This window comes from Curtobacterium sp. NPDC089185 (assembly GCF_040685235.1).
Taxonomy (GTDB): Bacteria; Actinomycetota; Actinomycetes; order Actinomycetales; family Microbacteriaceae; genus Curtobacterium; species Curtobacterium citri.
In genome coordinates this window covers 266,995-293,004 of record NZ_JBFBHK010000005.1, presented here as the reverse complement: position 1 = coordinate 293,004, position 26,010 = coordinate 266,995, and the positions used below count along the sequence as shown (strand labels likewise).

26 protein-coding genes are annotated in these 26,010 nt (G+C 72.7%); 16 read left to right on the top strand and 10 right to left on the bottom strand.

Annotation, left to right across the window (positions count from 1 at the left end; all coding sequences use genetic code 11):
- Positions 1-561 (top strand): hypothetical protein (locus tag AB0N84_RS07970; RefSeq protein ID WP_363545009.1); only part of this gene is annotated, 561 nt, incomplete at its 5' end.
- A gap of 115 nt (positions 562-676) precedes the next feature.
- Here AB0N84_RS07970 and AB0N84_RS07965 read toward each other — a convergent pair.
- Positions 677-1,279 (bottom strand): DUF1992 domain-containing protein, encoded by a 603-nt coding sequence (locus tag AB0N84_RS07965; protein ID WP_363545006.1) that lies wholly within the window; start codon positions 1,277-1,279, stop codon positions 677-679.
- Between the two features lie 109 nt (positions 1,280-1,388).
- On the opposite strand from AB0N84_RS07965, the gene AB0N84_RS07960 reads away from it, so the two are divergent.
- On the top strand, positions 1,389-2,450 hold the full coding sequence (locus AB0N84_RS07960; RefSeq protein WP_363545003.1) for a sodium:calcium antiporter: 1,062 nt from the start codon (positions 1,389-1,391) through the stop codon (positions 2,448-2,450).
- Positions 2,451-2,471: 21 nt separating this feature from the next.
- Here the strand turns inward: AB0N84_RS07960 and AB0N84_RS07955 are convergent, their stop codons facing one another.
- The gene (locus AB0N84_RS07955) at positions 2,472-4,286 is read right to left on the bottom strand and encodes a glycoside hydrolase family 15 protein (RefSeq protein ID WP_363545000.1); all 1,815 of its coding nucleotides are present in this window, start codon (positions 4,284-4,286) and stop codon (positions 2,472-2,474) included.
- A gap of 551 nt (positions 4,287-4,837) precedes the next feature.
- On the opposite strand from AB0N84_RS07955, the gene AB0N84_RS07950 reads away from it, so the two are divergent.
- The 4 genes from AB0N84_RS07950 to AB0N84_RS07935 all read left to right on the top strand — a co-directional run bounded on the left by AB0N84_RS07950 (position 4,838) and on the right by AB0N84_RS07935 (position 8,994).
- Positions 4,838-6,004 carry an RtcB family protein gene (locus AB0N84_RS07950; RefSeq protein WP_363544997.1) on the top strand — a complete coding sequence of 389 codons (1,167 nt, stop codon included), beginning with the start codon at positions 4,838-4,840 and terminating at the stop codon, positions 6,002-6,004.
- 112 nt (positions 6,005-6,116) lie between these two features.
- The gene (locus AB0N84_RS07945) at positions 6,117-6,950 is read left to right on the top strand and encodes a DUF1206 domain-containing protein (RefSeq protein ID WP_363544995.1); all 834 of its coding nucleotides are present in this window, start codon (positions 6,117-6,119) and stop codon (positions 6,948-6,950) included.
- A 35-nt stretch (positions 6,951-6,985) separates the two neighbouring features.
- The gene (locus AB0N84_RS07940; RefSeq protein WP_363544993.1) at positions 6,986-7,861 is read left to right on the top strand and encodes an SMP-30/gluconolactonase/LRE family protein; all 876 of its coding nucleotides are present in this window, start codon (positions 6,986-6,988) and stop codon (positions 7,859-7,861) included.
- A 44-nt stretch (positions 7,862-7,905) separates the two neighbouring features.
- Complete coding sequence (locus AB0N84_RS07935) at positions 7,906-8,994, top strand: alpha/beta fold hydrolase (RefSeq protein ID WP_363544990.1); 1,089 nt, start codon at positions 7,906-7,908, stop codon at positions 8,992-8,994.
- 133 nt (positions 8,995-9,127) lie between these two features.
- Here the strand turns inward: AB0N84_RS07935 and AB0N84_RS07930 are convergent, their stop codons facing one another.
- The 5 genes from AB0N84_RS07930 to AB0N84_RS07910 all read right to left on the bottom strand — a co-directional run bounded on the left by AB0N84_RS07930 (position 9,128) and on the right by AB0N84_RS07910 (position 12,957).
- Positions 9,128-10,321 (bottom strand): FAD/NAD(P)-binding oxidoreductase, encoded by a 1,194-nt coding sequence (locus AB0N84_RS07930; protein ID WP_363544987.1) that lies wholly within the window; start codon positions 10,319-10,321, stop codon positions 9,128-9,130.
- 7 nt (positions 10,322-10,328) lie between these two features.
- Positions 10,329-11,129 (bottom strand): SDR family oxidoreductase, encoded by an 801-nt coding sequence (locus tag AB0N84_RS07925; RefSeq protein WP_289459244.1) that lies wholly within the window; start codon positions 11,127-11,129, stop codon positions 10,329-10,331.
- Between the two features lie 10 nt (positions 11,130-11,139).
- Complete coding sequence (locus AB0N84_RS07920; RefSeq protein WP_182047627.1) at positions 11,140-11,646, bottom strand: DNA starvation/stationary phase protection protein; 507 nt, start codon at positions 11,644-11,646, stop codon at positions 11,140-11,142.
- A gap of 108 nt (positions 11,647-11,754) precedes the next feature.
- Complete coding sequence (locus AB0N84_RS07915; RefSeq protein ID WP_069711935.1) at positions 11,755-12,267, bottom strand: MarR family transcriptional regulator; 513 nt, start codon at positions 12,265-12,267, stop codon at positions 11,755-11,757.
- A 132-nt stretch (positions 12,268-12,399) separates the two neighbouring features.
- A complete protein-coding gene (locus AB0N84_RS07910) occupies positions 12,400-12,957 on the bottom strand; it encodes an NADPH-dependent FMN reductase (RefSeq protein ID WP_069711936.1) in 558 nt (185 codons plus the stop codon).
- Positions 12,958-13,091: 134 nt separating this feature from the next.
- Here AB0N84_RS07910 and AB0N84_RS07905 point away from each other — a divergent pair, with 134 nt between their 5' ends.
- The 6 genes from AB0N84_RS07905 (at position 13,092) to AB0N84_RS07880 (ending at position 19,199) form a co-directional block, all read left to right on the top strand.
- Positions 13,092-14,735 carry an alpha-amylase family glycosyl hydrolase gene (locus tag AB0N84_RS07905; protein WP_363544981.1) on the top strand — a complete coding sequence of 548 codons (1,644 nt, stop codon included), beginning with the start codon at positions 13,092-13,094 and terminating at the stop codon, positions 14,733-14,735.
- Between the two features lie 99 nt (positions 14,736-14,834).
- Complete coding sequence (locus AB0N84_RS07900; RefSeq protein ID WP_363544978.1) at positions 14,835-16,799, top strand: hypothetical protein; 1,965 nt, start codon at positions 14,835-14,837, stop codon at positions 16,797-16,799.
- Positions 16,800-16,897: 98 nt separating this feature from the next.
- Entirely contained in the window at positions 16,898-17,539 is a 642-nt protein-coding gene (locus AB0N84_RS07895; protein WP_182047630.1) for a hypothetical protein, read from the top strand.
- Positions 17,536-17,802, top strand: coding sequence for a hypothetical protein (locus AB0N84_RS07890; protein ID WP_182047631.1), 267 nt, complete (start codon positions 17,536-17,538; stop codon positions 17,800-17,802). The genes AB0N84_RS07895 and AB0N84_RS07890 overlap by 4 nt, the downstream gene beginning before the upstream one ends.
- Before the next feature lie 115 nt (positions 17,803-17,917).
- Positions 17,918-18,451, top strand: a complete 534-nt coding sequence (locus AB0N84_RS07885) for a sigma-70 family RNA polymerase sigma factor (RefSeq protein ID WP_259346248.1) — start codon at positions 17,918-17,920, stop codon at positions 18,449-18,451.
- A complete protein-coding gene (locus AB0N84_RS07880) occupies positions 18,441-19,199 on the top strand; it encodes a hypothetical protein (RefSeq protein WP_363544974.1) in 759 nt (252 codons plus the stop codon). The genes AB0N84_RS07885 and AB0N84_RS07880 overlap by 11 nt, the downstream gene beginning before the upstream one ends.
- Before the next feature lie 81 nt (positions 19,200-19,280).
- Here AB0N84_RS07880 and AB0N84_RS07875 read toward each other — a convergent pair whose 3' ends face one another.
- Positions 19,281-20,192, bottom strand: coding sequence for a LysR family transcriptional regulator (locus AB0N84_RS07875; RefSeq protein ID WP_363544971.1), 912 nt, complete (start codon positions 20,190-20,192; stop codon positions 19,281-19,283).
- Between the two features lie 48 nt (positions 20,193-20,240).
- On the opposite strand from AB0N84_RS07875, the gene AB0N84_RS07870 reads away from it, so the two are divergent.
- Positions 20,241-21,509: an MFS transporter gene (locus tag AB0N84_RS07870; RefSeq protein ID WP_363544968.1), complete on the top strand. Its 1,269-nt coding sequence runs from the start codon at positions 20,241-20,243 to the stop codon at positions 21,507-21,509.
- A 106-nt stretch (positions 21,510-21,615) separates the two neighbouring features.
- Positions 21,616-22,263 (top strand): hypothetical protein, encoded by a 648-nt coding sequence (locus tag AB0N84_RS07865; protein WP_363544965.1) that lies wholly within the window; start codon positions 21,616-21,618, stop codon positions 22,261-22,263.
- 21 nt (positions 22,264-22,284) lie between these two features.
- On the opposite strand, the gene AB0N84_RS07860 is transcribed toward AB0N84_RS07865, so the two are convergent.
- Entirely contained in the window at positions 22,285-23,211 is a 927-nt protein-coding gene (locus tag AB0N84_RS07860) for a cation diffusion facilitator family transporter (protein WP_363544962.1), read from the bottom strand.
- 46 nt (positions 23,212-23,257) lie between these two features.
- Between AB0N84_RS07860 and AB0N84_RS07855 the strand changes: the two genes are divergently transcribed.
- Complete coding sequence (locus AB0N84_RS07855) at positions 23,258-23,989, top strand: DUF4166 domain-containing protein (RefSeq protein ID WP_363544959.1); 732 nt, start codon at positions 23,258-23,260, stop codon at positions 23,987-23,989.
- A gap of 1 nt (position 23,990) precedes the next feature.
- On the top strand, positions 23,991-24,968 hold the full coding sequence (locus AB0N84_RS07850; protein ID WP_363544956.1) for a DUF1731 domain-containing protein: 978 nt from the start codon (positions 23,991-23,993) through the stop codon (positions 24,966-24,968).
- On the opposite strand, the gene AB0N84_RS07845 is transcribed toward AB0N84_RS07850, so the two are convergent.
- Positions 24,937-25,965, bottom strand: a complete 1,029-nt coding sequence (locus AB0N84_RS07845) for an EamA family transporter (RefSeq protein ID WP_363544954.1) — start codon at positions 25,963-25,965, stop codon at positions 24,937-24,939. The genes AB0N84_RS07850 and AB0N84_RS07845 overlap by 32 nt on opposite strands.
- Between the last annotated feature and the right edge of the window lie 45 nt (positions 25,966-26,010).

The following is a 26,010-nucleotide window of genomic DNA, read 5'->3' as shown; positions in this document are numbered from 1 at the left end:
TCGTCCGAGTCGAAGATCCCCGCCCCGGTCGCGTCGGTGCCCGAGGTCCTCGGCGGCAACACCTCCGTCGCCCTCGACAGCGGCTTCACCGACGCGCTGACCGCGCTGAAGCTGACCCCGGGTGTCTCCGGCAACGCCAAGCTCGAGAACGGTGCGGTCTCGTTCCCGATCACCTCGGGTTCGGTCACGTACTGGAGCCCGGACGGCAACTACCGCCCCTACGTGCAGGGTCTGCTGAACCACGACGACTCGGGTCTGACGCTGCAGGCCGGTGACACCACGGTCACGCTGGAGAACTTCGTCGTGAACCCGGGCTCGTCCAAGCTCTACGGTGACGTCCTGGTCAACGGCAAGGTCGCCGTGTCGAACGCGTACCTGTTCTCGCTGCACGGTGGCACCCTGAAGCCGCTCCAGCTCGAGGGTGACAACGCCATCCTCACCGGCACCACCGTCCACGTCTCCGACGACGCCGCGAAGCTGCTCAACGACACCTTCAAGACCGACGCCGTCAAGGGTGGCCTGCTCGTCGGTACCGCCACCATCACCGCCCAGATCAAGTAACACCCAGCACCACCAGCGGGACACCACCGCAGCACCACGACGCGAAGGCGCCGCCCCCGAACCCGGGGACGGCGCCTTCCGTCGTCCCGCCCCGCGGGCGCCGGACGAGCCGTGGTCAGCGCCGCCGCCACCACCGGCGCGGTCGGGCTGCAGCCTCCGCCGCCGCACGCTCCGCGGCGGCCTGCTCGTCGGCGGCGCGCCGGGCACCGCGACGCTCGCGCCACCGCTCGACCTCGGAGTCGACGTCGCGCATCGGGGTCACCACGGGCGGCCCGCCGAGCAGCTGCCGTCGAGCCTCCTTGACGCGCGCGTTGAAGTCGACGACGACCGCGCGGACGTCGTCCTCGACGGCGAGGGCGTCGAGGTGGTCGTCGAGCTCGGCGTCCTCGGTCCGCAGGGCCAGGGCGGGCGGGGCGATGCCGCGGATGTCCTCGCGCTCGATCTTCGCCTTGATCCACCAGTCGGGGTCGTGGCGTCCGTCGTTCCCGGGCAGGGGCTTGCCGTGGTACGGGTTCCCCTCGAAGAGCCCGCGGCGCTCGGCTTCCTCGATCCGGGCGCGGGCGTGCTGCTCGACGTCCTGCAGGCGCAGGAGACGGCGTTCCTCGCGGACCTCGTCCGGGTCGAGGGAGCCGCGCTCGATCTCGCTGTCCACCAGCTGCTGGTACCGGTACCGGGCGGCTCGTCGCAGCCGGTCCATGCGTGCGTCGACGTCGTTCATCGCTCGTCCATCATGCCCCCGACCGCCGACGGACGGCCGGGAACGGTCCGCTCAGCCGTTCGACGCGGGATCGGAACGTCCGAGGGTGACGAGGTCCACCGTCGAGTGCATGGCATCGCTCCCGCTGTGGGCGCTCGTCCTGATCTTCGTGGCCGGCGCCGCGGTGATCTGGGTCGCGGGCATCCAGCTCTCCAAGACCACCGACGTCCTCGACGACCGCCTGCACCTCGGCAGTGCGCTGGGCGGGTTGATCGTGCTGGCGGTCGCCACGAACCTGCCCGAGATCGCGATCACGGTGAGCGCGGGCCTGTCCGGCAACATCGAGGTGGCCGCGGGCAACATCCTCGGCGGCATCGCGCTGCAGACCGTGGTGATCGCGATCCTCGACGCGTTCGGCAAGCGGGGGAAGGGCGTCAAGCCGATCACCTGGCGCGCTGCGTCGCTGACCCTGGTGCTCGAGGCGGTCGTCGTCGTGGCCGTGCTCGCCGTGGTCGTCGCGGGCAGCCAGCTGCCGCCGGATCTCGTCGTCGCTCGGCTCACCCCCGACGTCGTCCTCATCGCGGCGATCTGGGTCGTCGGACTCCTGCTCGTGCAGCGCGCCGGCAAGGGACTGCCGTGGCACCAGGACGGTCGGGCGCCCGACGCGTCCCCGCACGCGTCGGGCCACCGCACGCGGAAGCAGGAGCAGCCGCGGATGAGCACGCGGAAGGCCGCGGTCGTCTTCTCGCTGTCGGCCCTCGCGACGCTGGTGGCGGGCGTCGTGCTCGAGCGCGCCGGCGACGCCGCGTCCGAGCAGATCGGCCTGTCCGGGGTGCTCTTCGGCGCCACCGTGCTCGCGCTCGCGACGAGCCTGCCCGAGATCTCCACCGGCATCCAGGCGGTGCGGCAGGGCGACGACAACCTGGCGGTGTCGGACATCTTCGGCGGGAACGCGTTCCTGCCCGTGCTCTTCCTCGTCGCGACGGTGCTCTCGGGCAAGGCCGTCCTGCCCCAGGCGAACGCCAGCGACGTGTACCTCACCGCGCTGGCGGCCCTCCTGACGATCGTCTACGCGGTCGGCCTGGTCTTCCGGCCGCAGCGTCGGATCCTCGGGATGGGCGTCGACTCGTTCGTCGTGGTGGTGCTGTACCTGCTCGGCGTCGCCGGCCTCGTGGCCATCACCCTCGGCTGACCGCGGTCGGCCCGCCCAGGGTCAGGCCTCCTCGGCGACCTCCTCGATCGTCAGGGCCGCCTGGATCAGGGCGAGGTGCGACAGCCCCTGCGGCAGGTTGCCCATGAAGTCGCCGTCCTCGCTGATCATCTCGCTGAACAGGCCCACGTCGTTCGCCTGCCCGACCATGTCGTCCATGAGCGCCCGGGCGTCGTCGACGCGGCCCGTGCAGGCCATCGCAGCCGCCAGCCAGAAGGAGCACGCGACGAAGGGGGACTCCTCGGCGTCCATGCCGGTGTAGCGGTAGACGAGCGGTCCGCGCTGCAACTGCTCCTCGACCGCGCGGATGGTGGACGCCATGCGGGGTCCGCGGTCGAACGCCGACATCGCGTGGATCAGGATCGAGGTGTCGAGTGCCGTCGATCCCGGGTACATCACGTAGTGGCCGAGGTCCTCGTCCCAGCCGTGCTCGCCGACCCACTGTTCGATGAGCTCGCGGTTCTCGATCCACTTCTCGCGGGGGCCGTCGATCATGCCGGCGTCGTGCAGCTCCACCGCGGCGTCGAGCGCCTGCCAGCAGCCGATCTTGCTCGACGTGTAGTGCTGCGTGTCCTCGAGCTCCCACATGCCGGAGTCGGGCTCCTCCCACCGGTGGCAGGCATCGTCGGCCAGGCGCTCGAGCACCCCGGCCGTCTGCCGGTCGAGCACGTTCCCCGCCTTCACGTACTGCCGGAGGATCTCGAAGACGTCCCCCCACACCCCGAGCTGCAGCTGGTCGCCGGCACGGTTGCCGATCGTGACCGGCCCGATGCCGTTCCACCCGGGGACGTCGCGTTCCTCGACCCCGTCGGTCTTCTTGCCGTCGAGCTCGTAGAAGATCGGCATGGTCTCGTCGTGCTCGGCGATGGTGCGCATCACCCACGAGACCGCCGCGTGCGTCTCCTCGCGCAGGCCGAAGCGGGTCAGCGCGTGCACCGTGTACGACAGGTCGCGGACCCAGGCGAACCGGTAGTCCCAGTTCTTGCCGCCGGTGCGGTCCTCGGGCAGGCTCGTGGTCGGCGCGGCCGCGATCGCTCCGGTGGGCGAGTAGATGAGCAGCTTCAGGGCCAGGGCACTGCGCTGCACGGCGTCCGACCAGGGGCCGTCGTAGGAGAACTCCTCGGACCACGTCGACCAGTTCGCGATCGTGCGGTCCACGGCGTCGAGGGTGCGCTCGGGCTCGGGCAGGAAGATCGGTTCGTCGTGCGTGCCGACGATGGTGAGGATCGACTTCGACCCCTCGGTGGCGGTGAAGCGCCCGGAGAACCGGGGCCCGTCGTCGTGCACCGGGTCGAACCCGTGCTCGACGATGGCGATCGTGACGCCGTCGATGCCGATCACGGTGCCGTTGGCCGTGTCGAGGCGCTTCGGCTCGGCCGTGTTCAGCAGGGTCCCGGGGACGACCGCCCACTCCATTTCGACCGAGCCGCTGACGCCCTGCACGCAGCGGGCGACCTCGGCCCACGGCAGCCGACCGGCGACGCCCGTCACCATGGCGTCGGTGACGGTGCAGGACCCGGACCCGGTGGTCCAGGTCGAGACGAGGACGTTCGTACCGGGCAGGTACTCGCGCTCGACCGTGGCCTCGCCCGTCGGCCGGAGCGCTATGTGTCCGCCGTGCTCCGGGTCGAGGATGCTGGCGAACACCGGCGGCGAGTCCATCGACGGGATCGGCAGCCAGTCGATCCGTCCGTCCTTCGCCACGAGCGCCACGGTGCGACCGTCGCCGATCGCGCCGTAGGAGCGCAGGGGCACGTAGCCGTCGGTGCGTTCCTCGTTGTCGTTCGCGTCGGGGGTGTCGCGTGTCCGCTCGGTCATGGTGCCAGCCTGCCCGGTGGACGGACCCGGCCATCAGCCGGACGTACCCCGCTGTGGACGGGCGAGGTGCGCCTCCCGGCTGTGCAGGAACGCTCCGCCGGACCGCGACACGCCCGGCCGACTTGTGCAGCCCGGGCGTGTCGCACTACTGTCGGTCCTCCTGCCCGACGGGCGGGACCGCCCGCTCCGGGCACCCGTGGAAGGACCGCGATGCACGCCGCACAGCACAGCAGCCGCACCGAGCGACAGCTCGGTGCGCTCGTCGTGCTGTCCGCAGTGCAGTACGCGAACCAGTCCCTCCGCGAACCCGCGTAGGCACGCGTCGTCCCCGACGTCCCGTGCCCACCCGGCCCGGGGCGTCCCTCCCGTCGTTCCCCTCGTGTCCGTGCAGCCGCACCGACCGGAGGACACGGGTCCCGTCCGCCCCGGACCGTCACCGACGACCACCGGTCGTCACCACGACGACCACCGGTCGTCACCACGACGACCACCGGTCGTCACCACGACGGCCGACCGGCCGTCGTGGCACCGTCACGACGAAGGACGAGACCGTGAAGAAGATCAACGACAAGCTCCTGAGCTGGGCATCCCTGCTCGAGGAGAACACCGAGCAGCAGGCGCGGACGACGGCACGGATGCCGTTCGTGTTCCCGCACCTCGCGCTCATGCCCGACGCCCACCTCGGGCTCGGTGCGACCGTGGGGTCGGTCATCCCGACCCTCGGCGCGGTCATGCCGGCGGCCGTCGGCGTGGACATCGGCTGCGGCATGATCGCGGTCCGGACGCAGTTCTCGGCCGCCGACCTGCCGACGGACCTGCAGCCCCTGCGCGAGCAGATCGAGCGGGCGGTCCCGCTGTCGGCCGGCGCGTCGAACCGGAAGGTCGTCGCGACGGCGGCACCGCGGATCGCGGAGCTCGAGACGATGGCCGAGGCGGCCGGGTTCGACCCCGCGGGCGCCCACGGCGGCTGGCGCAACCAGCTCGGCACGCTCGGGTCCGGCAACCACTTCATCGAGGTCTCCCTCGACGAGGAGGACCGGGTCTGGCTGTTCCTGCACTCCGGGTCGCGGGGCGTCGGCAACAAGATCGCGCAGCGGCACATCGCGGTCGCGAAGCGGCTGATGCAGCGCTGGTGGATCGAGCTCGCCGACCCCGACCTGGCCTACCTCGTCGAGGGCACGCCCGAGTTCGACCGGTACATCGCCGAGCTCCGGTGGGCGCAGCACTTCGCCCTGCTCAACCGGGAGGAGATGATGGACCGCGTCGTCCGGCAGCTGTCCGAGGTGCTCGGGACCGCGGTCGACGAGCAGGAGCGGATCAACTGCCACCACAACTTCACGCAGCGCGAGACGCACTGGGGGAAGAGCGTCTGGGTGTCCCGGAAGGGTGCCATCCAGGCCGCCGCCGGGCAGCCGGGGCTCATCCCGGGCTCGATGGGCACGGCGTCGTACGTCGTCGAGGGCCTCGGGAACAAGCCGTCGCTCGAGTCGTCGCCGCACGGCGCCGGTCGGCTCTACTCGCGGTCGGCGGCGCGGCGGACCTTCACGCACGACGAGCTCCGCGCGGCGATGGTCGGCATCGAGTACCGGGACACCGACGCGTTCCTCGACGAGATCCCGGCGGCGTACAAGCCGATCGACCAGGTGATGGCCGACGCGACGGACCTGGTGCGGGTCCGGCACACGCTGCGGCAGGTCGTCAACGTCAAGGGCGACTGACCGCCGGACGGGAGGCGCGGTGCGGGCCCGCACCGCGCCTCCCGTCCGCCGCACGGCACGCCGGGGCGCGCACGCTGCGGACACCGCTCCACGCGTCGGGCACGCTCGAGGGGTGAGCGACCAGGCGGAACGAGCAGCACGCGAGACCGGACGACAGGCGAGGCGCATCGCCGACAGCAGGTGGTTCGAGGCGACGGCCCGTGCCGGGTACGTCGGCAGCGGTATCGTCCACCTGCTCATCGGCTACCTCGTCGTGCTGCTCGGCCTCGGCGACGCGTCGTCCGGCAGCGAGACCGACCAGTCGGGTGCGCTCCAGCAGCTCGCCGCGGTGCCCGGGGGCATCGTCCTGCTCTGGGCGGTCGCCGTGGGCACCGCGGCGCTGACCCTGCGACTCCTGCTCGAGGCGGTCGTCGGCGGCCGGTCGGACAGCGCTCGCGGGTGGGCCGCCCGGGGCAAGGACGTCGGCAAGGCGGTCGCCTACGGCGCGGTGTCGTACTCGGCGGCGTCCTTCGCGCTCGGCGCCGGCCGGAGCTCCAGCGGGTCGAGCCGCAGCGCCGCGGCGCAGGCCCTCGCCACGCCGGGCGGGGTGTTCCTGCTGCTCGCCGTCGCCGCCGTGGCGATCGGGATCGGCATCGGGCTCGTCGTGATCGGCTGCCGCCGGTCCTTCCGGAAGCACATCGTGCGGCCACCGCACCACCTCGACCGACCGGTCACGGTGCTCGCGGTCGTCGGGTACGTCGGCAAGGGCTTCGCGGTGGCCGTCGTCGGCGTGCTCGTCGCCGTCGCCGCGCTGCGCAACGACCCGGAGCAGGCCACCGGGCTGGACGCCGCGTTCGACGCGGTCCACCGGCTGCCGGGCGGGACGGTGCTGCTCGTGGCGATGGGGGTCGGGTTCCTGGCCTACGGGGTGTGGAGCTTCTTCCGGGCACGGTTCGCCCGCCTCTGAGCGTCCGTGCACGTGGCGGCCGGTAGACGGGGGGCATGCACACCGACGCCGTGACCGGCCCCGTGACCGTCTTCTGCGACGAGCAGGCGGTGCTCGCGGAGAGCATCGTCTGGGACCCGTCCGCCGAGCGGCTCCGGTGGACGGACATCACGCTCGGTCTGCTGACGATCGCCCGCATCGACGGCACCGTCGAGTCGAGCGTCGCCCTGCCGCCGCCCCTGGCCAGCTTCCAGCCGCGCGCCGGCGGTGGCTTCGTCGCGGCCCTCGGCGACCGGGTCGTCCTCACGGACGAGCGCGGTGTCGTCGAGCGCGAGCTCGTCCGCGTCCAGCACGCGACCGACGCGATGCGGTTCAACGAGGGCAAGTGCGACCCGTTCGGCCGCTTCCTCGTCGGCAGCATGGACCTCTCCGACCAGGACCCGGCCGGGGCACTCCACTCCGTCGAGCCGGACGGCACCACCCGCGTGCTCCGTGGCGGCTTCGGGGTCACGAACGGCATCGAGTGGTCGGCCGACGGCAGCGTGATGTACGTCACCGACACGAGCACGTCGACGATCTACCGCGGCTCCTACGGGCCGGACGGCGAGCTCGGCGAACTCGAGCCCTTCGTCAGCGGCGCCGCCCACGACGGGCTCGTGCGCGACGACGAGGGGTGCTTCTGGACCGCGGTGTACGGGTCCGGGCGGGTCGAGCGGTGGGACGCGGCCGGTGCGCACCTCGAGACGGTCGAGGTGCCGGCCCCGAACGTCACCTCGGTGGCGTTCGGCGGACCGGACATGTCGACGCTCTTCATCGCGTCCGCCCGTGAGAACAGCACCGAGGAACAGCTCGAGCAGTACCCGCACTCCGGGGCCGTCTTCGCTGTGCAGACCCGCGTGCACGGCAGCCCCGCTTCCGCGTTCGGCGGCTGAACGGACGGGTATCGTGGGCGGTCGCCGAGATCCTGGAGGCCGACGTGCACGATGCCGACGACAGCTCACCCGAGCCCGCGCCCGACCCCGCCGGCGAGCTCTCCCGGTCGGAGGACGCCGACGTCACGGTGCGGGTGGACCGGATCGCGGTCGACGGCACGTACGTCCGGGTGAGCTCCATAGGTCAGCCCGGTGACCGCGCGTTCGTGCTCGTCGCGGGGCTCGGGATCGCGGCGACGTACTACGAGCGCCTCGCGCCGCACCTCAACGAGAACGGTCCGGTGCACGCCCTCGACCTGCCGGGCTTCGCCGGGGTGCCGAAGTTCGGGGGAGCGGTGTCGATCGAGCGCTACGCCGACGCGGTCGAGCACGTCCTCCGGGAGCTCCGGCTCGCGGACCCCGTGCTGATCGGTCACTCGATGGGCACCCAGGTGGTCACCGAGGTCGCCGCGCGCAACCCGCACATCCGTGACCTCGTGCTCATCAGCCCGGTCACCGACGACCGTGCGCGCACGATCCCGAAGGCGGCGTTCCGCTTCCTCCGCTCGGCCCTGCACGAGCCCGCCGCCGTCCGCTGGCACGCCGTGTCGGCCTACGCGCTGTGCGGCTGGCACTGGTTCCGCCGGGTGCTGCCGCAGATGATCGCGTTCCCGATCGAGGACCGCGCACCGCACGTCCGTGCCCGGACGCTGATCGTCCGCGGCGAGCACGACGCGCTCGTGCCCCGTGACTGGATCCGGTCGCTCGCGCGGGTGTTCCCGCACGCGGTGCTCCGCGAGGTCGTCGACGGAGCGCACTCGGTCATGCACGCGCAGGCGGACGCGGTCGCCCGGCTCGCGGTGGCGCACGTCGAGGGACGCATCACGGACCGCGGGGTCGGGTCGCTCCGGCGCGTCCGTGACGACACGACGTCGTCGGACCTGGCGCGCCTCGGGCCGAAGGACGCCTGGTTGGTCGTGAAGTCGCGCTTCACGGAGCTCTTCGGCATGGCGGAGGGCGACGACGAGCAGCTCGAGCGCGCGAAGTCCGCGCACGCCGTGGCGATGGCGGACGGCGACGGCATCCCGGTCGACCCGGACGACCGCCGGGCGGTCGTCGACGAGGTCGCGCCGGAGGTGCGGAAGCACGACTGAGCGGCGCGTCCCGCGCCCGACGCGACGGCCTGGAGGCGCGACCCGCCTCCGCAGGCCAGCGCCGCGCCTCCATGCCGTCGCCGTCAGCGCCGGGTGGTCCCGCAGGCCGCAGCTCCAGCCGCAGCCGCGGCGGCTACGCCGCGATGCGCCCGGGCAGCATGTCCCGCGTCAGCGCGTTCGCCTCGGCGAGGACCGCGCGCGCCTCGTCGGTCTTGTCGGACACGTTCCAGAGGAGCACCCCGCGCACGGTGTCGTCGTCGTCCAGGTAGTAGACGACGCCCGTGGTGAGCGGTTCCTGCCAGTCCTCGACCGTGTGCAGCTCGGTCGAGACCTGCCCGACGGCCTCGTACCCGGCGTCGAAGACGTTGCTGTAGAACATCGGCGTGTGGTCGTACGTCTCGTCGGCGTCGGCCAGGTTCCGGCCGGCCTGCCGACCCTGCTCCTTCGCGTTGTCCACGTGCTCGACCCGACGGGTGCCGAGGATCCGGTCCGGGTACTCGGCGACGTCGCCGGCCGCGAGGACCGCGTCGTCGTCGGTGAGCAGCGTGGACGAGACCACGATGCCGTCCCGCACGGTCAGTCCCGCGTCGGCGGCCAGGTGCGTCTGCGGCTCGATGCCGAGGCCCGCGACGACCGCGTCGGCCTCGAGGACCGAGCCGTCGTCGAGGGTCAGCACGACGCCGTCGCCCGACTCCGTGCCGGACTCGACGCGACGACCGGTCCGAAGCTCGACCCCGTGGTCGGTGAAGCGCTGCTGGAACGCCTCGGCGAGGTCCTGCGGGAACATGTGGCCGCCGAGCACCTCGTCCGGGGTCACGAGCGTCACGCGGGCACCGTTCTGCACGATGCCGGCCGCGATCTCGGTGCCGAGGTAGCTGCCACCGACGACGGCGACGTGTGCCCCGGCGTCGGCGAGCTCGCGGAGTCGGCGGTAGTCGTCGGCGCTGCGGAAGTCGAGCACGCGCGGTGACGGCGACAGGCCCGGCAGGCTGCGCGGCTTCCCGCCGGTGGCGATCAGCAGCCGCTCGTACCCGTGGGTCTCGCCGTCGTTCGTCGTGACGGTCTTCGCGGCACGGTCGATCGCCGTCACCACGGTCCCGAGCACGAACGTCGCGCCGGTCTCCTCGGTGTGCAGGTCGACCTTCTCGTCCCAGCTGAACTCCGGGTCGGTCCAGAGCTTCTTGGACAGGGCCGGACGCGCGTACGGCCGGTCGTGCTCCTCGCTGACGATCCCGATCGAGCCGTCGGCGTCGATCTCGCGGATGCCGCGGGCGGCCGCGTCGGCGACCATCCCGCCCCCGACGATGAGGTAGCGGAAGTCGGTCATGGGTCTCCTAGATGGTGGCGACCGAGCCGGAGTCGACCCGGTAGTTCGAACCGTTGACGAAGCTCGCCAGGTCGGAGCACAGGAAGGCGACGACGTTCGCGACCTCCTCGGGCTCACCGCGGCGGCCGAGCTCCATGTACGGACGCTCCTCGTCGAGGAAGCTGGTGATCGCGTCGTCGAACGAGGTCCCGAGCTGCTTCGCGCGCTTGTCCATCATCGCGTCGGTCATCGGTGTGTGGATGAACGCGGGGCTGACGGTGTTCACCAGCAGGCCCTCCGACGCGTACGAGCGCGAGAGGCCCTTCGCGAACGACAGCACGCCGGCCTTCGCGGCACAGTAGGGCAGTTCGTCGTCGTACGGCTGCGAGGCGTCCTCGGACACCAGGTAGACGATCCGACCCCAGCCGCCGTTCCGCAGGTCCGCGATGAACTCGCGGGTGATCCGCACGGGGCCCATGAGGTCGACGTCGATGGTGTCGAGCCACCCCTGCTCGTCGATCTCGTGGAACATGCCCTGGGCGCCGGTGACGCCCGAGGACTGCACGAGGATGTCGATCTCGCCGACGGCGTCGCGCACCTTCGTGTGCAAGGCGGCGAGGCTGTCGGCGTCCGTGACGTCCGCCGCGAAGGCGAACAGTCTGCCGTGCGGCGCCTCGAGCTGGTCCGCGCTCGTGTCGAGGCGTCCCTGGTCGAGGTCGGTGACGACCACGGTCGCACCCTCCGCGAGGAGGATGCGAGCCGTGTTCCAGCCGATGCCGGAGTCGCCACCGAAGACGAGCGCGACCTTGCCGGTGATGCCGAGGTCCACGGAGTGGGTCCTACTCGTGCTCGGAGGCCTCGGCGACGGCCGGGGTCGTGGCGGCGGCGAGGGGCGTCCGCGGCTCGCGGTTCTCGGCCGAGACCATCCAGGCGAGCTGCTCGAGGCGCTCGATGAAGCCGTGGAGCAGGTCCGCGGTCGTCGGGTCCTCGTCGTCGACCTCGTCGTGCACGTCGCGCATGGTGCCGGTCGTCTGGTACAGGCGCAGCGTGATCTCGTCGATCGCGTCGTGCGTGTCGATCTCCCCCTCGGGGAACGCGTCGAGGTGCGTGCCGGCGGCGACCGTCGCGGAACGGCCGTCCGGAACGGCGTAGAGGGCGCGCATGCGCTCGGCCGTGTCGTCGGCGAACTCACGGGCGGCGTCGACGATCTCGTCGAGCTGCAGGTGCAGGTCGCGGAAGTTGCGGCCGAGGATGTTCCAGTGCGCCTGCTTGCCCTGCAGGTGCAGGTCGATGAGGTCCACGAGGACCTTCTGGAGGTTTGCGGCGAGCGTGTCCGATGCGTGCATGATCGGCTCCTTTCGCGGTCGGTGACCCTTCCGGTCTACGCGGTCACGTGTGGAGCACTCTCAGAGCACGTGGAACCGGGGTGTCCCCCGCGGTGCCCGTCGAAGGCGTCAGTGCGGGGGTGTCGGGTCCACCTGGTCGACGGCGTCGCGCATGCGCTCCAGGAAGTGGGCGACCACGCGGGCATCGTCGGCGGACAGGCCCTCGGCGATCGACATCATCCGTCGGTGCATGATGCCGAGGGTCGCCCGGACCTCGTCGTCGGTCTCGGTGGTCGGGGTGATGACCAGTGCACGACGGTCCGTGGGGTGCGGATCACGGCGGACGTGGTTCGACCGCACGAGCCGGTCGATGAGGATCGTCGTCGAGGCCGACGAGATCTTCAGGTACGCGGACAGGTCCTTCGGCTTGACGATCCGTCCGGCGCGCTGCGCCTGCAGCAGGTAGCGGACGGCCAGCAGGTCCGTCTCGCCCATGCCCATCGAGTCGCGCGTCCGGCGACGCATCGCGGTCTCGGCGGACCGGTAGCGGCGCAGGGCGTTGAGCACCGCGACACCGCGCTGGGTGGCGTCGTCGTCGGGGAACCAGTACCCCGACGGCTCCGTGATCTCCTGCGTCGACATGCCGATCAGGGTAACCCGTCTGGTATCTCGGCTGTCTAGTGGCCGGGCGATCGAGGGACGGACTGGAGGCGCGGTGCCAGCCGGCACCGCGCCTCCAGTCCGACTCCTGTCGCCTCTCGGCGACCGGTGCGGCTAGGCCGCTGCGCGCTCGTCCGCCGCGTCGGCCAGGGCGCGGAGTGCGCCCTGCACGAGCTCGACGACCTCGGCGTCCTCGCGCGGGTGGGTCTCGGCGAACCGGACCACCGACTGCGGGATGGCGACCTTGACGTCCTCGAGGACCTTCGCCCCGGCGATGCCGGCCGACTTCCGTGCGTCGTCGTGGGCCCAGACGCCGCCGTACTGACCGAAGGCCGAACCGATCACCGCGAGCGGCTTGCCCGACAGCGGCGAGGCGCCGAACGGACGCGAGCCCCAGTCGAGCGCGTTCTTCAGGACGGCGGGCATCGTGCCGTTGTACTCGGGCGTGACGAGGAGCACGGCGTCGGCGGTCGCGACGGCGTCGCGGAAGGCGACCGCGGCGGCGGGCGGGGTGTCGCCGTCGATGTCCTCGTTGTAGAAGGGCAGGTCGACGATGCCGTCGAAGGTCGTGAGCGTGGTGCCCTCGGGGGCGTGCTGCTCGGCGGCCTCCGCGAGCTTCCGGTTGATCGAGCCGGCGCGCAGGCTGCCGACGAGGACGAGGACGTTCGTCATGGGGATCCCTTCTCCTTCGTGACCGTACGGTCACGGAATGGTGTCAGCGACAACCAAGGCATCTCCTGGGCGTGGCATTCCCGGCGTCACCCGGTCCTGTTCCCGCCGCCGGGACCGATCGGTACGGTGGCCGGGTGAGCACCCCCCGGACGCCCGCCAGCAGCCCGCGCACGACCGACCCCGACTGGTGGCGCCAGGCCGTCGTCTACCAGGTGTACCCGCGGAGCTTCGCGGACACCGACGCGGACGGCCTCGGTGACGTCGCCGGCATCACGAGCCGCGTGCCCTACCTGGCGTCGCTCGGCGTCGACGCGGTCTGGCTGTCGCCCTTCTACCCGTCGCCCCTCGCCGACGGCGGCTACGACGTGGCGGACTACCGCGACGTCGACCCCCGGCTCGGCACGCTCGACGACGTCGACGCGTTCATCCGGACCGCGCACGAGCACGACATCCGCGTCATCGTCGACGTCGTGCCGAACCACACCTCCGACCAGCACGAGTGGTTCCGTGCGGCGCTCGCCGCGACTCCGGGGTCGCCCGAGCGTGCGCGGTACGTCTTCCGCGAGGGCAGCGGCGAGTCCGGCGAGCTGCCGCCGAGCGACTGGGTGTCGAACTTCGGCGGCAGCGCGTGGACCCGCGTGCCGGACGGGCAGTGGTACCTGCACCTGTTCGCACCGGAGCAGCCGGACCTCGACTGGACGAACCCCGAGGTGCGCGCGGACTTCGAGCACACGCTGCGCTCCTGGTCGGACCGCGGGGTGGACGGCTTCCGCGTCGACGTCGCCCACGGGCTCGCGAAGGACCTGTCGACGCCGTACCGGCCGTCGAACGAGCAGGCGCTGCCGCTCGACGGCTCCGACCCGCTGTACGACCGCGACGAGGTGCACGAGATCTTCGCGACGTGGCGTGCCGTCCTGGACGAGTACGACCCGCCCCGCGCCGCGGTCGCCGAGGCGTGGGGTCCCGCTCCGCGACGCGTGCTCTACGCACGGCCGACCGAGCTCGGTCAGGCCTTCAACTTCGACCTGCTCGAGTCGCCCTTCGACGCCGGGTCGTTCCGCGAGATCATCGAGCGCAACCTGTCGGCGTCGGAGCAGTCGGGTGCGTCGAGCACCTGGGTGCTGTCGAACCACGACGTCGTCCGGCACGCGACGCGGTACGGGCTCCCCGAGGGCACCGACACCGACGCATGGCTGCTGACCGACGGCACCGACCCGGTGCTCGACCGCGAGCGGGGCGTCCGTCGTGCGCGTGCAGCGACCATGCTCGTGCTGGCGCTCCCGGGGTCGTCGTACGTCTACCAGGGCGAGGAGCTCGGGCTGCACGAGGCCCCCGCGATCCCGCACGCACTGCTGCAGGACCCGAAGTGGATCCGGACCGGGCACACCGTCAAGGGGCGGGACGGCTGCCGCGTGCCGATCCCGTGGACGCGCACCGGGCCGTCGTTCGGCTTCGGGGACGTCGCGCCGCACCTGCCGCAGCCCGACGACTTCGGGGCCTCGTCGGTGGAGGCCGAGGAGGACGACCCCACCTCGACGCTGTCGATGTACCGGGAGGCGACCGCGGCGCGACGGCGGCTCCAGCGCGGCGAGGAGCTGACGTGGACCGAGGCCGGCGACGACGTCGTGGCCTTCGCCCGGCACGACGGGTGGCGTTCGGTGACGAACTTCGGCACGACCCCCGTGGCGATGCCCGAGGGGGACGTGGTGCTCGCGTCCGGGCCCCTCGACGCCGGCGACGGACTGCTGCCGGGGGAGACCACCGTCTGGCTCGGCTGACCGGAGCCCGTTCCTGCACAGGGTCGTCCTGACGAGGCACCCTCCCCAGGGTGTTGCGTCGGCGTCCGGCCGCGGTGGGCGGCTCGCAACGATCGGGGCATGACAGCAACCGAGCAACGAGCATCCGCCCCGCCGCCGCCGACCCCGACGCCCGTCCAGCGGTGTCGGGGTCGGCGGACCGCCGCCGTCGTCAGCGTCCTGACGGCGGTCGGCGTCCTCGCCGCCCCGGCCCTCACCCCGTCGAGCTCCTCCGCCGACACGCTCGCGTTCCCGTACGTGCACGACTTCTCGTCGAGCGACGGCGGCACGCTGAGCGGGGACGCCCGGATCGTCGACGACCGACTCCGGCTCACCGACGACGCGCAGAAGCAGGCGGGTGCGTGGTCGACGGACGACACCTTCCCGTCGGACCTCGGTCTCGAGGTCGAGTTCGACTACGCGATGTACACGACCTCGACGGACGAGGGGGCGGACGGGCTGCTGCTCTTCCTGGCGGACGGCGCGGCACCCCAGGGCGTGGGCGCCTACGGAGCCGCGCTCGGCTACGCGTGCCGCTCCAGTGCGACCCAGGGCGACGTCTACCCGTGCGACCTGCCCGGCGTCCCGGGCGGTGTCGTGGCGGTCGCGCTCGATCGGTACGGCAACTTCTCGAAGGCCCTGAACGAGTCCGGTCCCGGTCCCCGTCCGGACTCGGTCGTGGTGCGGGGTTCCGGCGACGACGTCACGGGGTACCGGTACGTCGAGGGCGTGTCGGCGCCCGGGGGGACGCGGACCGCGGGCCGCGGCACCCGCAAGGTCCGGGTCACGCTCCAGCCGGACGGTCCGGGGAACCTCGCGATCTCCGTGCGCATGGAGGTCAACGGCGTGATGAAGACGGTGCTCGACCGGGTCCCGCTCGCCGGCGACGGTCAGGCACCGCTTCCCGCGACCCTCCGCCTCGGGTTCAGCGCGGCGACCGGCAGCCACGTCGACGTGCACGAGATCGACGCGTTGCGGGTGTGGCAGCCGGCCGATCTCGCCGTCTCCCAGGACATGCCGGCGAGCGCGGTCGCGGGGAGCGAGTTCCGCTACGAGGTGCACGCGCGCAACGTCGGCGTCAACGACTCGGACCCGAGCCCGCTCCGCGTCGAGGTGCCCGACGGACTGCAGGACGTGTCGTGGACCTGTGCACCCGAGGCCGGGTCGGGCTGCGTGACCGCGAGCGGCACCGGCGACGTCGCGACCGGCCTCGACCTGCCGCGGGGTGGTTCCGCGGTCGTCACCGTCACAGGACGGGTGGCGCCGGACGCCACCGGTCCGCTCGAGAGCACCGCCACGATCGCGCCCGCGTCTCCGCTGGCCGACTCGGACGAGACGGACAACACCTCGGTCGTGTCGGCCGACGTCGTCCAGCCGCCGCCCGCCACGAACGCCCAGGTGGAGACGGACAAGTCGGTCACGCCGTCCGTCGGTGTCGCCCCCGGCGACGCGCTCGAGTACGTCGTCACCGCGCGGAACCGTGGTCCGGCGACCGCCGCCGACGTCGGGGCGGTCGACCGGCTGCCGGACGCCGTGCGGTTCACCGGCTCCGACGACGGCTGCACGGCCGACGGGCAGCTCGTGACCTGCCGGTCCGGTCGTGCCCTCGGCGTCGGCGAGTCCGTGGCCTTCCGGATCCGCGCCGTGCTGGACCCCGACTACCGCGGTGACGGCTCGGACGTGGTGAACGTGGCCACGGCGACGTCCCCGAGCGACCAGGACGGCGGTGATCCCTCGCCCGAGGTGAGCATCGGCGTCGTCGTCCCGGGTGGCGACGGCGGTGGTGGCGACGGCGGTGGTGGCGGTCGCCCGTCTCCGACCACCGGGCCGTCCGCGAGGCCCACGACGGCGTCCGGCGTCGGGGGCGACGGTGCGGGCGGCGGTCCGGCGTCGGCGGGTCGCCCCGGCTCGCTCGCCTGGACCGGTGCCGATGGACTCGGGCTGCTGGGCACGACCAGCGCGGCGGCGGTGCTCCTCGGCGGTGCGGTCTGGTGGGTGCGGCGACGGCGGGCCGCGATCAAGGGCTCTGCCGGATCGAGCGAGTAGCTGGCGGGGACCCGGACCGGGCGGTCGGCGCTCGGTCCGGGTCCAGTCGCCCCGGCGGTAGACTCGGGGTCACGATCCGCTCGCCCGAAAGAGGTCCCGTGTCCGACTCCGTGGACGACGTCGGCCAGCGCTCGCGGTACTGGCCGATCCCCGTCCTCCGGGCAGTCCCAGCCGCGATCGTGGCCGTCGTCATCACCTTCTCGTCCAACCACGCCGCGGGCTACGGCCTGCTGCTGTTCGGCGCGTTCGTGCTGGTCGACGCCCTCGTGCTCGGGTTCGCCGGTCTCCGGCGGCTGCCCCTGGACGGACGCTCGCGGGCGACGACCCTGGCGCAGTCGGTCGTCGGTCTCGTCGCCGCCGTCGCAGCGTTCGCGACGAACGGCATCGGTCTCCCGGCCTTCATCACGATCGTGGTCGGCTGGGCGGTCCTCGGCGGTGGACTCGAACTCGCACAGGGAATCCGGTCGCGCGGCCGGTCCCCGTTCACCCGTGACTGGACGACCGTCGGGGGACTGACGCTGCTGCTCGCGGTGGCCTTCCTCCTCACGCCGCCCGACTACTCCCAGCAGCTCGGTGGTGTCGAACGCGTGACCGGGACCCTGGACGCGGCGATCGTCCTCGTCGGCCTGCTCGGCGCGTACCTCGCCATCGCGGCGGTCTTCCACGTGATCGCCGGACTCTCGCACAAGTGGGGAACGGCAGCCCCGGCTGCCGCCCCGGACGGAGCACCACACGCATGACCACTCCCAGCCGTCGCGACCGCCTGCGTCCGGCCGAGCTCCTCGTGATCTCGGCGATCGTCGCGGTGTTCATCGGAGCGGTCGTGCTCTTCTCGACCCGGGAGTTCGAGCTCGCCCTGGTCTTCCTCGGGATCGCGTTCATCGTGGTCGTCGTGGTCCTCGCCATGCTGCAGCTCGCGACCTCCAGCGACCAGGACGACAACGACATGCTCGGCGGCCACAAGTCGCCGAGCGAGCGGACCGAGGGCGACGAGTTCCACTGACGCAGACAGCGTCGCCCCGTCGACGCTGACGCGCCCGGGATCACGATTCCGCCACGGTCTCGTCATGATCGCTGCGTCTGCGACACCTCTGGAGTGAAGGGGGTGGGATGTGGACGTGACCACGGAGACGGACGAGGCGATCGTCCGCGGCATGGCCTCGGGCGACCGAGGGGCGCTGGCCCGTGCGTTCGACCGGTACGCCGCCACCCTCACCCGCTACGCGTGGGCGCTGGTCGACGACCGGCAGGACGTCGAGGAGATCGTGCAGGACGCGTTCCTCACGCTCTGGCAGCGCGCGGCCACGCTCGAGCTCCCGGCGGACACGATGCTGCCGTGGCTGCTCGTCGTCTGCCGGAACCACGCGTTCAACGCCGGACGGAAGCGCACGAAGCACCGCGCCGACGAACTCCCCGAGACGCTGCCGGCTCCCGAGGACCACTCGGAGGCCCGTGAGCGACTCCGCTGGGTGCGCGACGAGATCGCCGCGCTCCCCGAACTCGACCGACGGATCTGCGAGATGTGCCTGCTGGACGGACGCTCGTACGCCGATGCCGCGGCGGCCCTCGGCCTGAGCGTCGGGGCCGTCACCCAGCGCGTCTCGCGAAACCGACGCCGACTCAGGAAGGTGGTGATGCAGGATGAACACTGAACCCCCCGAGGGGGACGAGCTGCAGCGGATGCTCGTCTCGATGAAGCAGACCGTGCTCGAGCGCGCGGCACCGCGCCCGAGGCGACGCCACGGCCGTGCCGGCGTCGCGGTCGGTGTGGTCGCCCTGCTCGCACTGGGGACCGCGACCGGTGCGGTGGCGCTGACGCTCTCGCAGCAGGACCGCCCGGCGGCCGCTCCCGCACAGACCACGGAACCGGTGCCCGTGCCGTCGGCCACGACCCCGTCGTCGGCGCCGATCACCGGCCGACCGACTCCTCGACCGGTCCCGACGCCGACCGCGCCGACCGTCGCGACCGTGCCGACCTCCTGCCGCGACACGGTGCCGGCGGAGGACTACGACCGGCTGTTCGGTGCGACGCCGCTGACGGAGATCGTCGCGTCCGAGCAGGCCAGTACCGGCACGGACGATCCCGAACTGGCGGACCTCGGCGAGGCCCCGGCGATCACCTGTCGGTGGATGGACCCGCGGGCCGACGTCAGTGGGCTCGAGATGCGGATCGGCCCGGCGCTCCCCGACGCTGCCGACGTCCTGCGCGGCGGTCCGCACCAGTGCGCGGAACAGGACCAGGGGCTGGTCTGCCGGGCCACGACCCCGGCCGATCCGTACCCGGTCGACCGCATCACGACCTGGTTCGTGCGGGACGACACCTACGTGATCGTGTCGCAGACCAACTTCCCGACGAACGGGCTCCTGCCCGCCGTCGTCGGGGAGATCTGGGGGGACTGACGGCCTGGAGGCGCGTGGGGACCCGACCCCGCGCCTCCAGTCCGTCGGTGGGACGCGCACAGCGCGACCTTCCTCGAGATCTCAGCCCACTCTCGCCGCGACGATGTCGCGGGCCAGCGTGCGCGTCGCCCGGTTCGGCTCCGCGCCGGACCGCATCGCGAGCCCGATGCGCAGCGGCTCGACCTCGTCCTCGAGCTCGATGACCGCGCCGTCGTGCCGGACGCCCGAGTCCGGGACGACCCCGACGCCCAGACCGGCGGACGCGAACCGGATCACCGCCGGCATGTCGTTCATCTCCGCGACCACCCGTCGCCGGATGCCGAGCCGATCGAGTGCGGCGTCGAGGATCATCCGGTTGCCGAACCCGTGCGCGGTGTCGATGAACGGCTCGCCCGCGAGTTCCGCCAGCGACACCGACGCCCGTCCGGCGAACGGGTGGTCGGCGGCCGTGAACACCCGGAAGGGCATCTCCCGCAGCGGTTCGACCACGACCCCGGCCGGGACCGACGGCAGCCCGGTGTAGGCGAGGTCGAGCCGACCGGCCACCAGGTCCTGCACGAGTCCGGTCGTGCCCGTCGGCGAGGTCATCAGCTCCACCGCGACGAGCGGGTGCCGCTGCCGGAAGCGCCGGAGCACCCCGGTCAGGTCGACGATGTCCATGCTCGTGAAGATGCCGAGTCGCACGCGCCCGCGGAGGTCGGCGTCGTCGACGGTCGCGAGGTCGCGCATCCGGTCGAGGGCGTCGAGCACGGTCCGTGCGTGCGGGAGCAGGTCCTCGCCCGCGGTGGTCAGCACGACGCGACGGCCGCTGCGGTCGAAGAGCCGCACGCCGAGCGAGCGCTCGAGCGACGCGATGCCCGCCGACACCGTCGACTGCGCTGCCCAGAGGCGTTCCGCGGCGCGCGTGACGCTGCCCTCGGCCGCGACGGCGACGAACTGTTCGAGCAGACGGGTCTCCACCTCCCGAGTATCGATCGGATCGATGGTCGCCATCAAGAGCATCCATTGGACTCGATGTTCTGCGGCGGACATCATCGGAGCATGTCCCCGACCGCCGTCCCCGCTCCCTCCGTACGCACACCCTCCGAACCGGCCCCCGCGCCCCGCGGGCACCGCGCGCACTCCCGCCGTCGGCACGGCGCCGGTGCCTGGGCGGTCGCGTTCGCGTTCCTCACGGTGATGGCCTTCGCGACGGTCCCGGCGCCGCTCTACGTCGTCTACCAGGCGCGCGACGGCTTCCCGACGTTCACGACGACGGTGGTCTTCGCCGCGTATGGGGTCGGCGTCGTCGTCTCGCTGTTCCTGGCCGGACACCTCAGCGACGTGCACGGACGACGGCCGCTCGTGCTCGCGTCGGTCGCGATCGAGCTCGTCGCGGCCGTGCTGTTCCTGGTGTGGAACGACGTCGCCGGGCTGGTCGTCGCCCGGCTCGTGACCGGCCTCGGCGTCGGGCTCGTCACCGCGACCGCGACGGCGCACCTCGCCGAGCTCCGGGTCCGGGCGACGGGCTCGTCCGACGCCGCACGGGGCGCGAGCGTCGTCGCGGGCGCGGTCAACCTCGGCGGTCTGTCGCTCGGCGCGCTGGTCGGCGGCGCCCTGGCGGAGTTCGTCGGGCAGCCGCTCGTCGTGCCGTACGTCGTGTTCGTCGTCGCCCTGGTCGTCGCGTTCGTGGTGGTCCTCGCCGCTCCGGAGACCGTCGACCGGCCCGAGCAGCCCGTGCCGTACCGGCCGCAGCGGATCGCCGCCCCCGAGGGACAGGCGGGCGCGTTCTGGGCCGCCGGGGTGGCCGCCTTCGCCGCCCTGGCCGTGCAGGGGCTCTTCACTTCGGTCGCCCCGACGTTCCTCGGCACGACCTTCCACGTGACCGACCGTCTCGCGGCCGGCGCGACGACCTTCGGGGTCTTCGCCGCGAGTGCGCTCTCGCAGATCGTGTTCGCCAGGCTCTCGCAGCAGCGGCAGATCCGCCTCGGACTGGTGCTCCTCGTGGCCGGTCTGGTGGTGCTCGCCGGGGCGGCGGTGTTCCTGCAGGTCGCGGGCTTCATCGGCGGCGGGGTCGTCGCGGGGGCGGGCGTGGGGCTGCTGTTCCGCGCGGCGATCGGCCGCGCCGGCTCGCTGGTCGGACCGGAGCAGCGCGGCGGGGTCCTGGCGGCGACCTTCCTCGTCGCGTACGCGGGCCTGACCGTGCCGGTGGTGGCGGTCGGGGCGGCGCTGCTCGTGCTGCCGACGCTGCCGGTGCTCCTCGGGTACGTGGTGTTCGTGGTCGTGCTGGCGCTCGTCGCGGGCACGCGGTTGGCGTCCCGCGCCGGGTAGGGGCAGCGCGCGACGAACCACGATCGCGACGTCGAACCAGCACGGGGGCCTGGTTCGACGTCGCATCCGTGGTTCGACGCACCGCCGCGCCGCCATACTGGAGCGCATGCCCCAGCAGCGCCGTCGTCCGGTAGTCACCGCCGTCGCCGCACTGATCGCGGCCGGGCTCGTCGCCGGCGGCTTCGCCCTGACCGCCCAGCGCAGCGGCGAGGACCCGGTGATCGGCCCCGGCGCGGCCACCGTGACCCCGAGCGCCACCGCGGCCGACGGAGCACCCGCAGCCGACGGAGCACCCGCAGCCGAGGGTGCCCCGCGCGACGGCACCGTCACGATCACCCGCACGGGGCCGGACCTGCCCGGCGCCGACGTGCTCGACCGCTGCGACACCGACAGCCGCGCCACGGTCGCCCGGTACGACACCGCCGCGCTCGGCCAGGTCGTCCTGCAGTGCGGCACGTCGGGCCAGGGCTACGAGCACATCCGCGTCCGGCACACCGCCGACTGGCGGGACGTCCTCGGCTCCCGGAGCGATCGCGACTGGGACGACGCGATGCTCACCGCCGTGCAGTCGGTCCTCGAGTCGCCGCCCTCCGGCTACCCGCAGGACGCCGGCGACGGCAAGGTCTGCTACGCGGCACCGGTCCGGTTCGACGACGGATCACGACCCGCGGCCGAGCCGAACGTCCGCGTGATCGTCTCCGCGACGACCGACCGGGTCATCACGGCCTTCCCCACGGACGACGGCGGCTGCTGACCCGAGCCCCACGAGGCGCTCCTACGCGTGCACCTCGTGCTCGTGCCGTCGGTGCGACACCGGTTCGAGCTGGAAGGTCGAGTGCTCCACGGGCACGTCGAAGTGCTCCGCCACGCACCGCTGCAGGTCGTCGAGGATGCGCGGGGCGTGCGCCGTCGAGAAGCAGTGGTCGTCGACCACCACGTGCGCGGTCAGGTTCGGCACGCCGGTCGACACGAGCGTCGCGTGCAGGTCGTGCACCTCGATGACGTGGTCGAGCTCGAGGATGTGCGCCCGGACGTCGTCCAGGTCGAGACCGGGCGGGGTCGACTCGAGCAGCACGTTCGCCGTCTCGCGGAGCAGTCGGACGGCCCGCGGCAGGATGAGGAGCCCGATCAGGATCGCCGCGATCGAGTCCGCGCGCTCCCACCCGGTGACCATGAGCACGACGGCCGCCACGATGACCGCCACCGAGCCGAGGGTGTCGTTGAGCACCTCGAGCCGTGCGGCGCGCGAGGTGAAGCCCTCGCCCGAGGCGCGCAGCAGCACGGCGTAGGCCACGAGGTTGCCGACGAGTCCGACGACGCCGAACACGAGCAGCGGCCCGGCGTGGACCTCGTCGGGGACGAACAACCGCTGCACCGCCGAGATCACGACGTAGACGCCGACCGCGAGCAGGATCGCCGCCTGCGCGGTCGCACCGAGCACCTCGGCGCGCTGGAACCCCCACGTCCGCTGCGCGGTGGGGCTCCGGCGGGCGAGCCGCGTCGCGACGAGACCGATGCCGAGGCCGCCCGTGTCGACGACCATGTGCCCGGCGTCGACGAGGAGCGCGAGCGACCCGGTGACGACGGCGCCGACGACCTCGGTTAGCAGGATCGTCGCCGAGATGCAGAACGCGACCAGCAGTGCGCGCTCCGAGGCACCGGCGTGGCCGTGCGCGTGGCCTCCGCCGTGGTCGTGTCCCATGCCTCGATCGTAGGCAGTCGCACCGACGACGTGCCAGGCTCGAGCCGTGACCCCGTCGCCGTACCAGCTGACGACGCCGTCGCACGTGCTCGACCGGTTGCACCCCCGTCTCCGCGCGTACTTCGGCCCGGTCCCGCCCGGCAGCGTCGGCCGCGGCGAGGGCGTCTTCGACGTGGTCGGCACGCCCCGCCGGTGGCTGTGGCCGGTCCTCGCCTGGCTCGCCCGTGACGGGATCGTGTTCCCGGTGTGGGAACGGGCCGTCCCGTTCACGGTCGAGAACCGCCCGGCGCGCGTCGGGCGCAGGTGCGGCACCGGCCGGGAGGCGCACCCCACCCCGGCGGGACGGCCCGCCTCGACGCCGACCGCCTCCCACCCCGGGGCGGCGGGCAGCGTCGCCGTCCGCGCCGACCGCACCTTCCGGTTCCGCTCCGGCGACCGGACCATGGTCGACGCGATCACCGCCGAGCCGGAGGGCCTCGTCGACCACCTCGGGCACCGCGGCCGCCTGAGCGCCACCCTGCGGGCCGAGGTCGACGTCGACGGCCCGGACGCGGGCGCCCTGCGCCTGGTCTCCACGCGCGTGACGGTGCGTGCGCTGGGACGCGACCGGAGCCTCCCGTCCGTCCTCGCACCGCGCGTGACGCTCGTGGAACGATTCGATGACGATGCCGACGTGCAGCGCGTGTCCCTGGTGCTCAGCGCCCCGGTGCTCGGCACGCTGTACCGGTACGAGGGGGCGTTCCGGTACGAGATCGCGCCGGACACAGGACGGGGATGAGATGAGCGACGAGCAGCGCCGTGTCGTGATCGCGGGAGCGAGCGGGTTCGTGGGGCGGTACCTGCAGGACGCCTTCCGCGACGAGGGGTACGAGGTCGTCACGGTCGGGCGCACCGGCGACGCGGTGTGGGGCAACACGGTGCGCATCCGCGCGCTGGTGGACGGTGCCGCGCTCGTCGTGAACATGGCGGGCAAGAGCGTGAACTGCCGGTACGGACGCCGGAACCGGGCGGAGATCGTGCGCTCCCGGGTCGACACGACGCTGGAGCTCGCCGAGGCGATCCGCGGCGCCGAGCACCCGCCGCCGCTGTGGGTGAACGCCTCGACCGCGACGATCTACCGGCACGCCGACGACCGGCCGCAGGACGAGGTCACGGGTGAGCTCGGCGAGGGCTTCTCGGTCTCGGTCGCGAAGGCCTGGGAGGACGCGCTGTTCACCGCCGACCTGCCGCACACCCGCCGCGTCGCACTCCGGATGACGATCGTGTTCGGCGACGGCAGCGCCCTCGTGCCGCTGCTCCGGCTCGCACAGGCCGGGCTCGGCGGGCCGCAGCTCGACGGACCGTGGTTCCCGACCCGCGCACGACTCCGTGCCGGCACGTACCACCGCGACCGGCACACCCACGGGCGCCAGCGCTTCAGCTGGGTGCACATCGCGGACGTCCTCGGGGCGATCCGGTTCGTCCGCGACCACGAGGACCTCGACGGACCGGTCAACGTCGCGAGCCCGGAGCCGTCGGACAACCGCACGGTGATGGCGACGATCCGGGAGGCGGTGGGTCGGCGTTTCGGGCTGCCCACGTGGCGCTGGATGCTCGAACTCGGGTCCTTCGCGATCCGCACCGAGACCGAGCTCGTGCTGAAGAGCCGGTGGGTGGTGCCGACGCGGCTCGTCGAGGCGGGCTACGAGTTCCGGTACCCGGACCTCCGCGGGGCGCTCGCCGGGATCATCGCGGAGCGCCGCCAGCACCGGGACTGACCGCGGGCGACGCCCCCGTCCGCGCGAGACGGTCCTCCGGCGCCGAGACGGTCCCGGATCCGGCGGCGTCTCGGGCAATCGACGGCGTCTCGGCGGCACCGGCACCGGCAGCGGCACCGGCGACCGGGAGCGCCCGTGGTGTCCTCGACGACCAGAGCACGGCGGCGACGACCACCGCGCCGGCGACGACCTCGACCACGTCCGGCACCTCGCCGAAGACCGCCCACGACGCGAGGACCCCGACCACGGGCACGAGCATCGAGAACGGCGCGACCGTGCTCGACGGGTACTTCCCCATCAGCCGCGACCAGATCCCGTAGCCGACGAGGCTGCCCGCGACGACGATGTAGAGCAGGCCGAGGTCGGCCGGCAGCGCCGACGTGGTGAACGCGGTCCCGAACGCCTGCCCGACGCGGGCCGGGCCCTCGACCAGCAGGGACAGCGCGAACATCGGCACCGGCGGCACCACCGCCCACCAGAGGGTCAGGTGCAGCGGGTTCACCGGTCCGGTCCGTCGCGTCGCCACGTTGCCGAGCGCCCAACCGAGGGCACCGCACAGCACGAGCACCACCGGCAGCAACGCGGCGGTCTGCGCCCGGTGCACGGCGATCACGCCGAGGGCCGCCACGGCGACGCTCACCCCGACGACCTGTCGTGCCGTCAGACGCTCGCGGAGCAGCACCCCGGCGAGCACGACCGTGAACGGCGCGGACGCCTGGATCACCAGCGAGGCGAGCCCCGAGGGCATCCCGGCGGACATGCCCAGGTAGAGGAACGCGAACTGCAGCACGCCGAGGGTCGCCCCGACGAGCACGATCCACCGGAACGGCACCTTCGGCCGCGGCACGAACAGGATCGTCGGCACCGCGAGCAGCGTGAACCGCACGGCTGCGAGCAGGAACGGGGGCCAGTGGTCGAGCGCGATCGCGGTCGCGGGGAAGTTCAGGCCCCACGCCACGGCGACGACGAGGGCGAGGAGACGGTCACGGAGGAGCACGGTCCGATCGTGCCGGAGCGGAAGCGGTAGCACCAGCGCAGGGTT

Bases quoted from the DNA above. Each gene is read 5' to 3' on its own strand.
- AB0N84_RS07965 (WP_363545006.1), bottom strand. From the start codon at position 1,279: ATGAACGACGTCGACGCACGCATGGACCGGCTGCGACGAGCCGCCCGG.
- AB0N84_RS07960 (WP_363545003.1), top strand. From the start codon at position 1,389: ATGGCATCGCTCCCGCTGTGGGCGCTCGTCCTGATCTTCGTGGCCGGC.
- AB0N84_RS07955 (WP_363545000.1), bottom strand. From the start codon at position 4,286: ATGACCGAGCGGACACGCGACACCCCCGACGCGAACGACAACGAGGAA.
- AB0N84_RS07940 (WP_363544993.1), top strand. From the start codon at position 6,986: ATGCACACCGACGCCGTGACCGGCCCCGTGACCGTCTTCTGCGACGAG.
- AB0N84_RS07930 (WP_363544987.1), bottom strand. From the start codon at position 10,321: ATGACCGACTTCCGCTACCTCATCGTCGGGGGCGGGATGGTCGCCGAC.
- AB0N84_RS07920 (WP_182047627.1), bottom strand. From the start codon at position 11,646: ATGCACGCATCGGACACGCTCGCCGCAAACCTCCAGAAGGTCCTCGTG.
- AB0N84_RS07915 (WP_069711935.1), bottom strand. From the start codon at position 12,267: ATGTCGACGCAGGAGATCACGGAGCCGTCGGGGTACTGGTTCCCCGAC.
- AB0N84_RS07910 (WP_069711936.1), bottom strand. From the start codon at position 12,957: ATGACGAACGTCCTCGTCCTCGTCGGCAGCCTGCGCGCCGGCTCGATC.
- AB0N84_RS07900 (WP_363544978.1), top strand. From the start codon at position 14,835: ATGACAGCAACCGAGCAACGAGCATCCGCCCCGCCGCCGCCGACCCCG.
- AB0N84_RS07890 (WP_182047631.1), top strand. From the start codon at position 17,536: ATGACCACTCCCAGCCGTCGCGACCGCCTGCGTCCGGCCGAGCTCCTC.
- AB0N84_RS07880 (WP_363544974.1), top strand. From the start codon at position 18,441: ATGAACACTGAACCCCCCGAGGGGGACGAGCTGCAGCGGATGCTCGTC.
- AB0N84_RS07875 (WP_363544971.1), bottom strand. From the start codon at position 20,192: ATGGCGACCATCGATCCGATCGATACTCGGGAGGTGGAGACCCGTCTG.
- AB0N84_RS07870 (WP_363544968.1), top strand. From the start codon at position 20,241: ATGTCCCCGACCGCCGTCCCCGCTCCCTCCGTACGCACACCCTCCGAA.
- AB0N84_RS07865 (WP_363544965.1), top strand. From the start codon at position 21,616: ATGCCCCAGCAGCGCCGTCGTCCGGTAGTCACCGCCGTCGCCGCACTG.
- AB0N84_RS07860 (WP_363544962.1), bottom strand. From the start codon at position 23,211: ATGGGACACGACCACGGCGGAGGCCACGCGCACGGCCACGCCGGTGCC.
- AB0N84_RS07850 (WP_363544956.1), top strand. From the start codon at position 23,991: ATGAGCGACGAGCAGCGCCGTGTCGTGATCGCGGGAGCGAGCGGGTTC.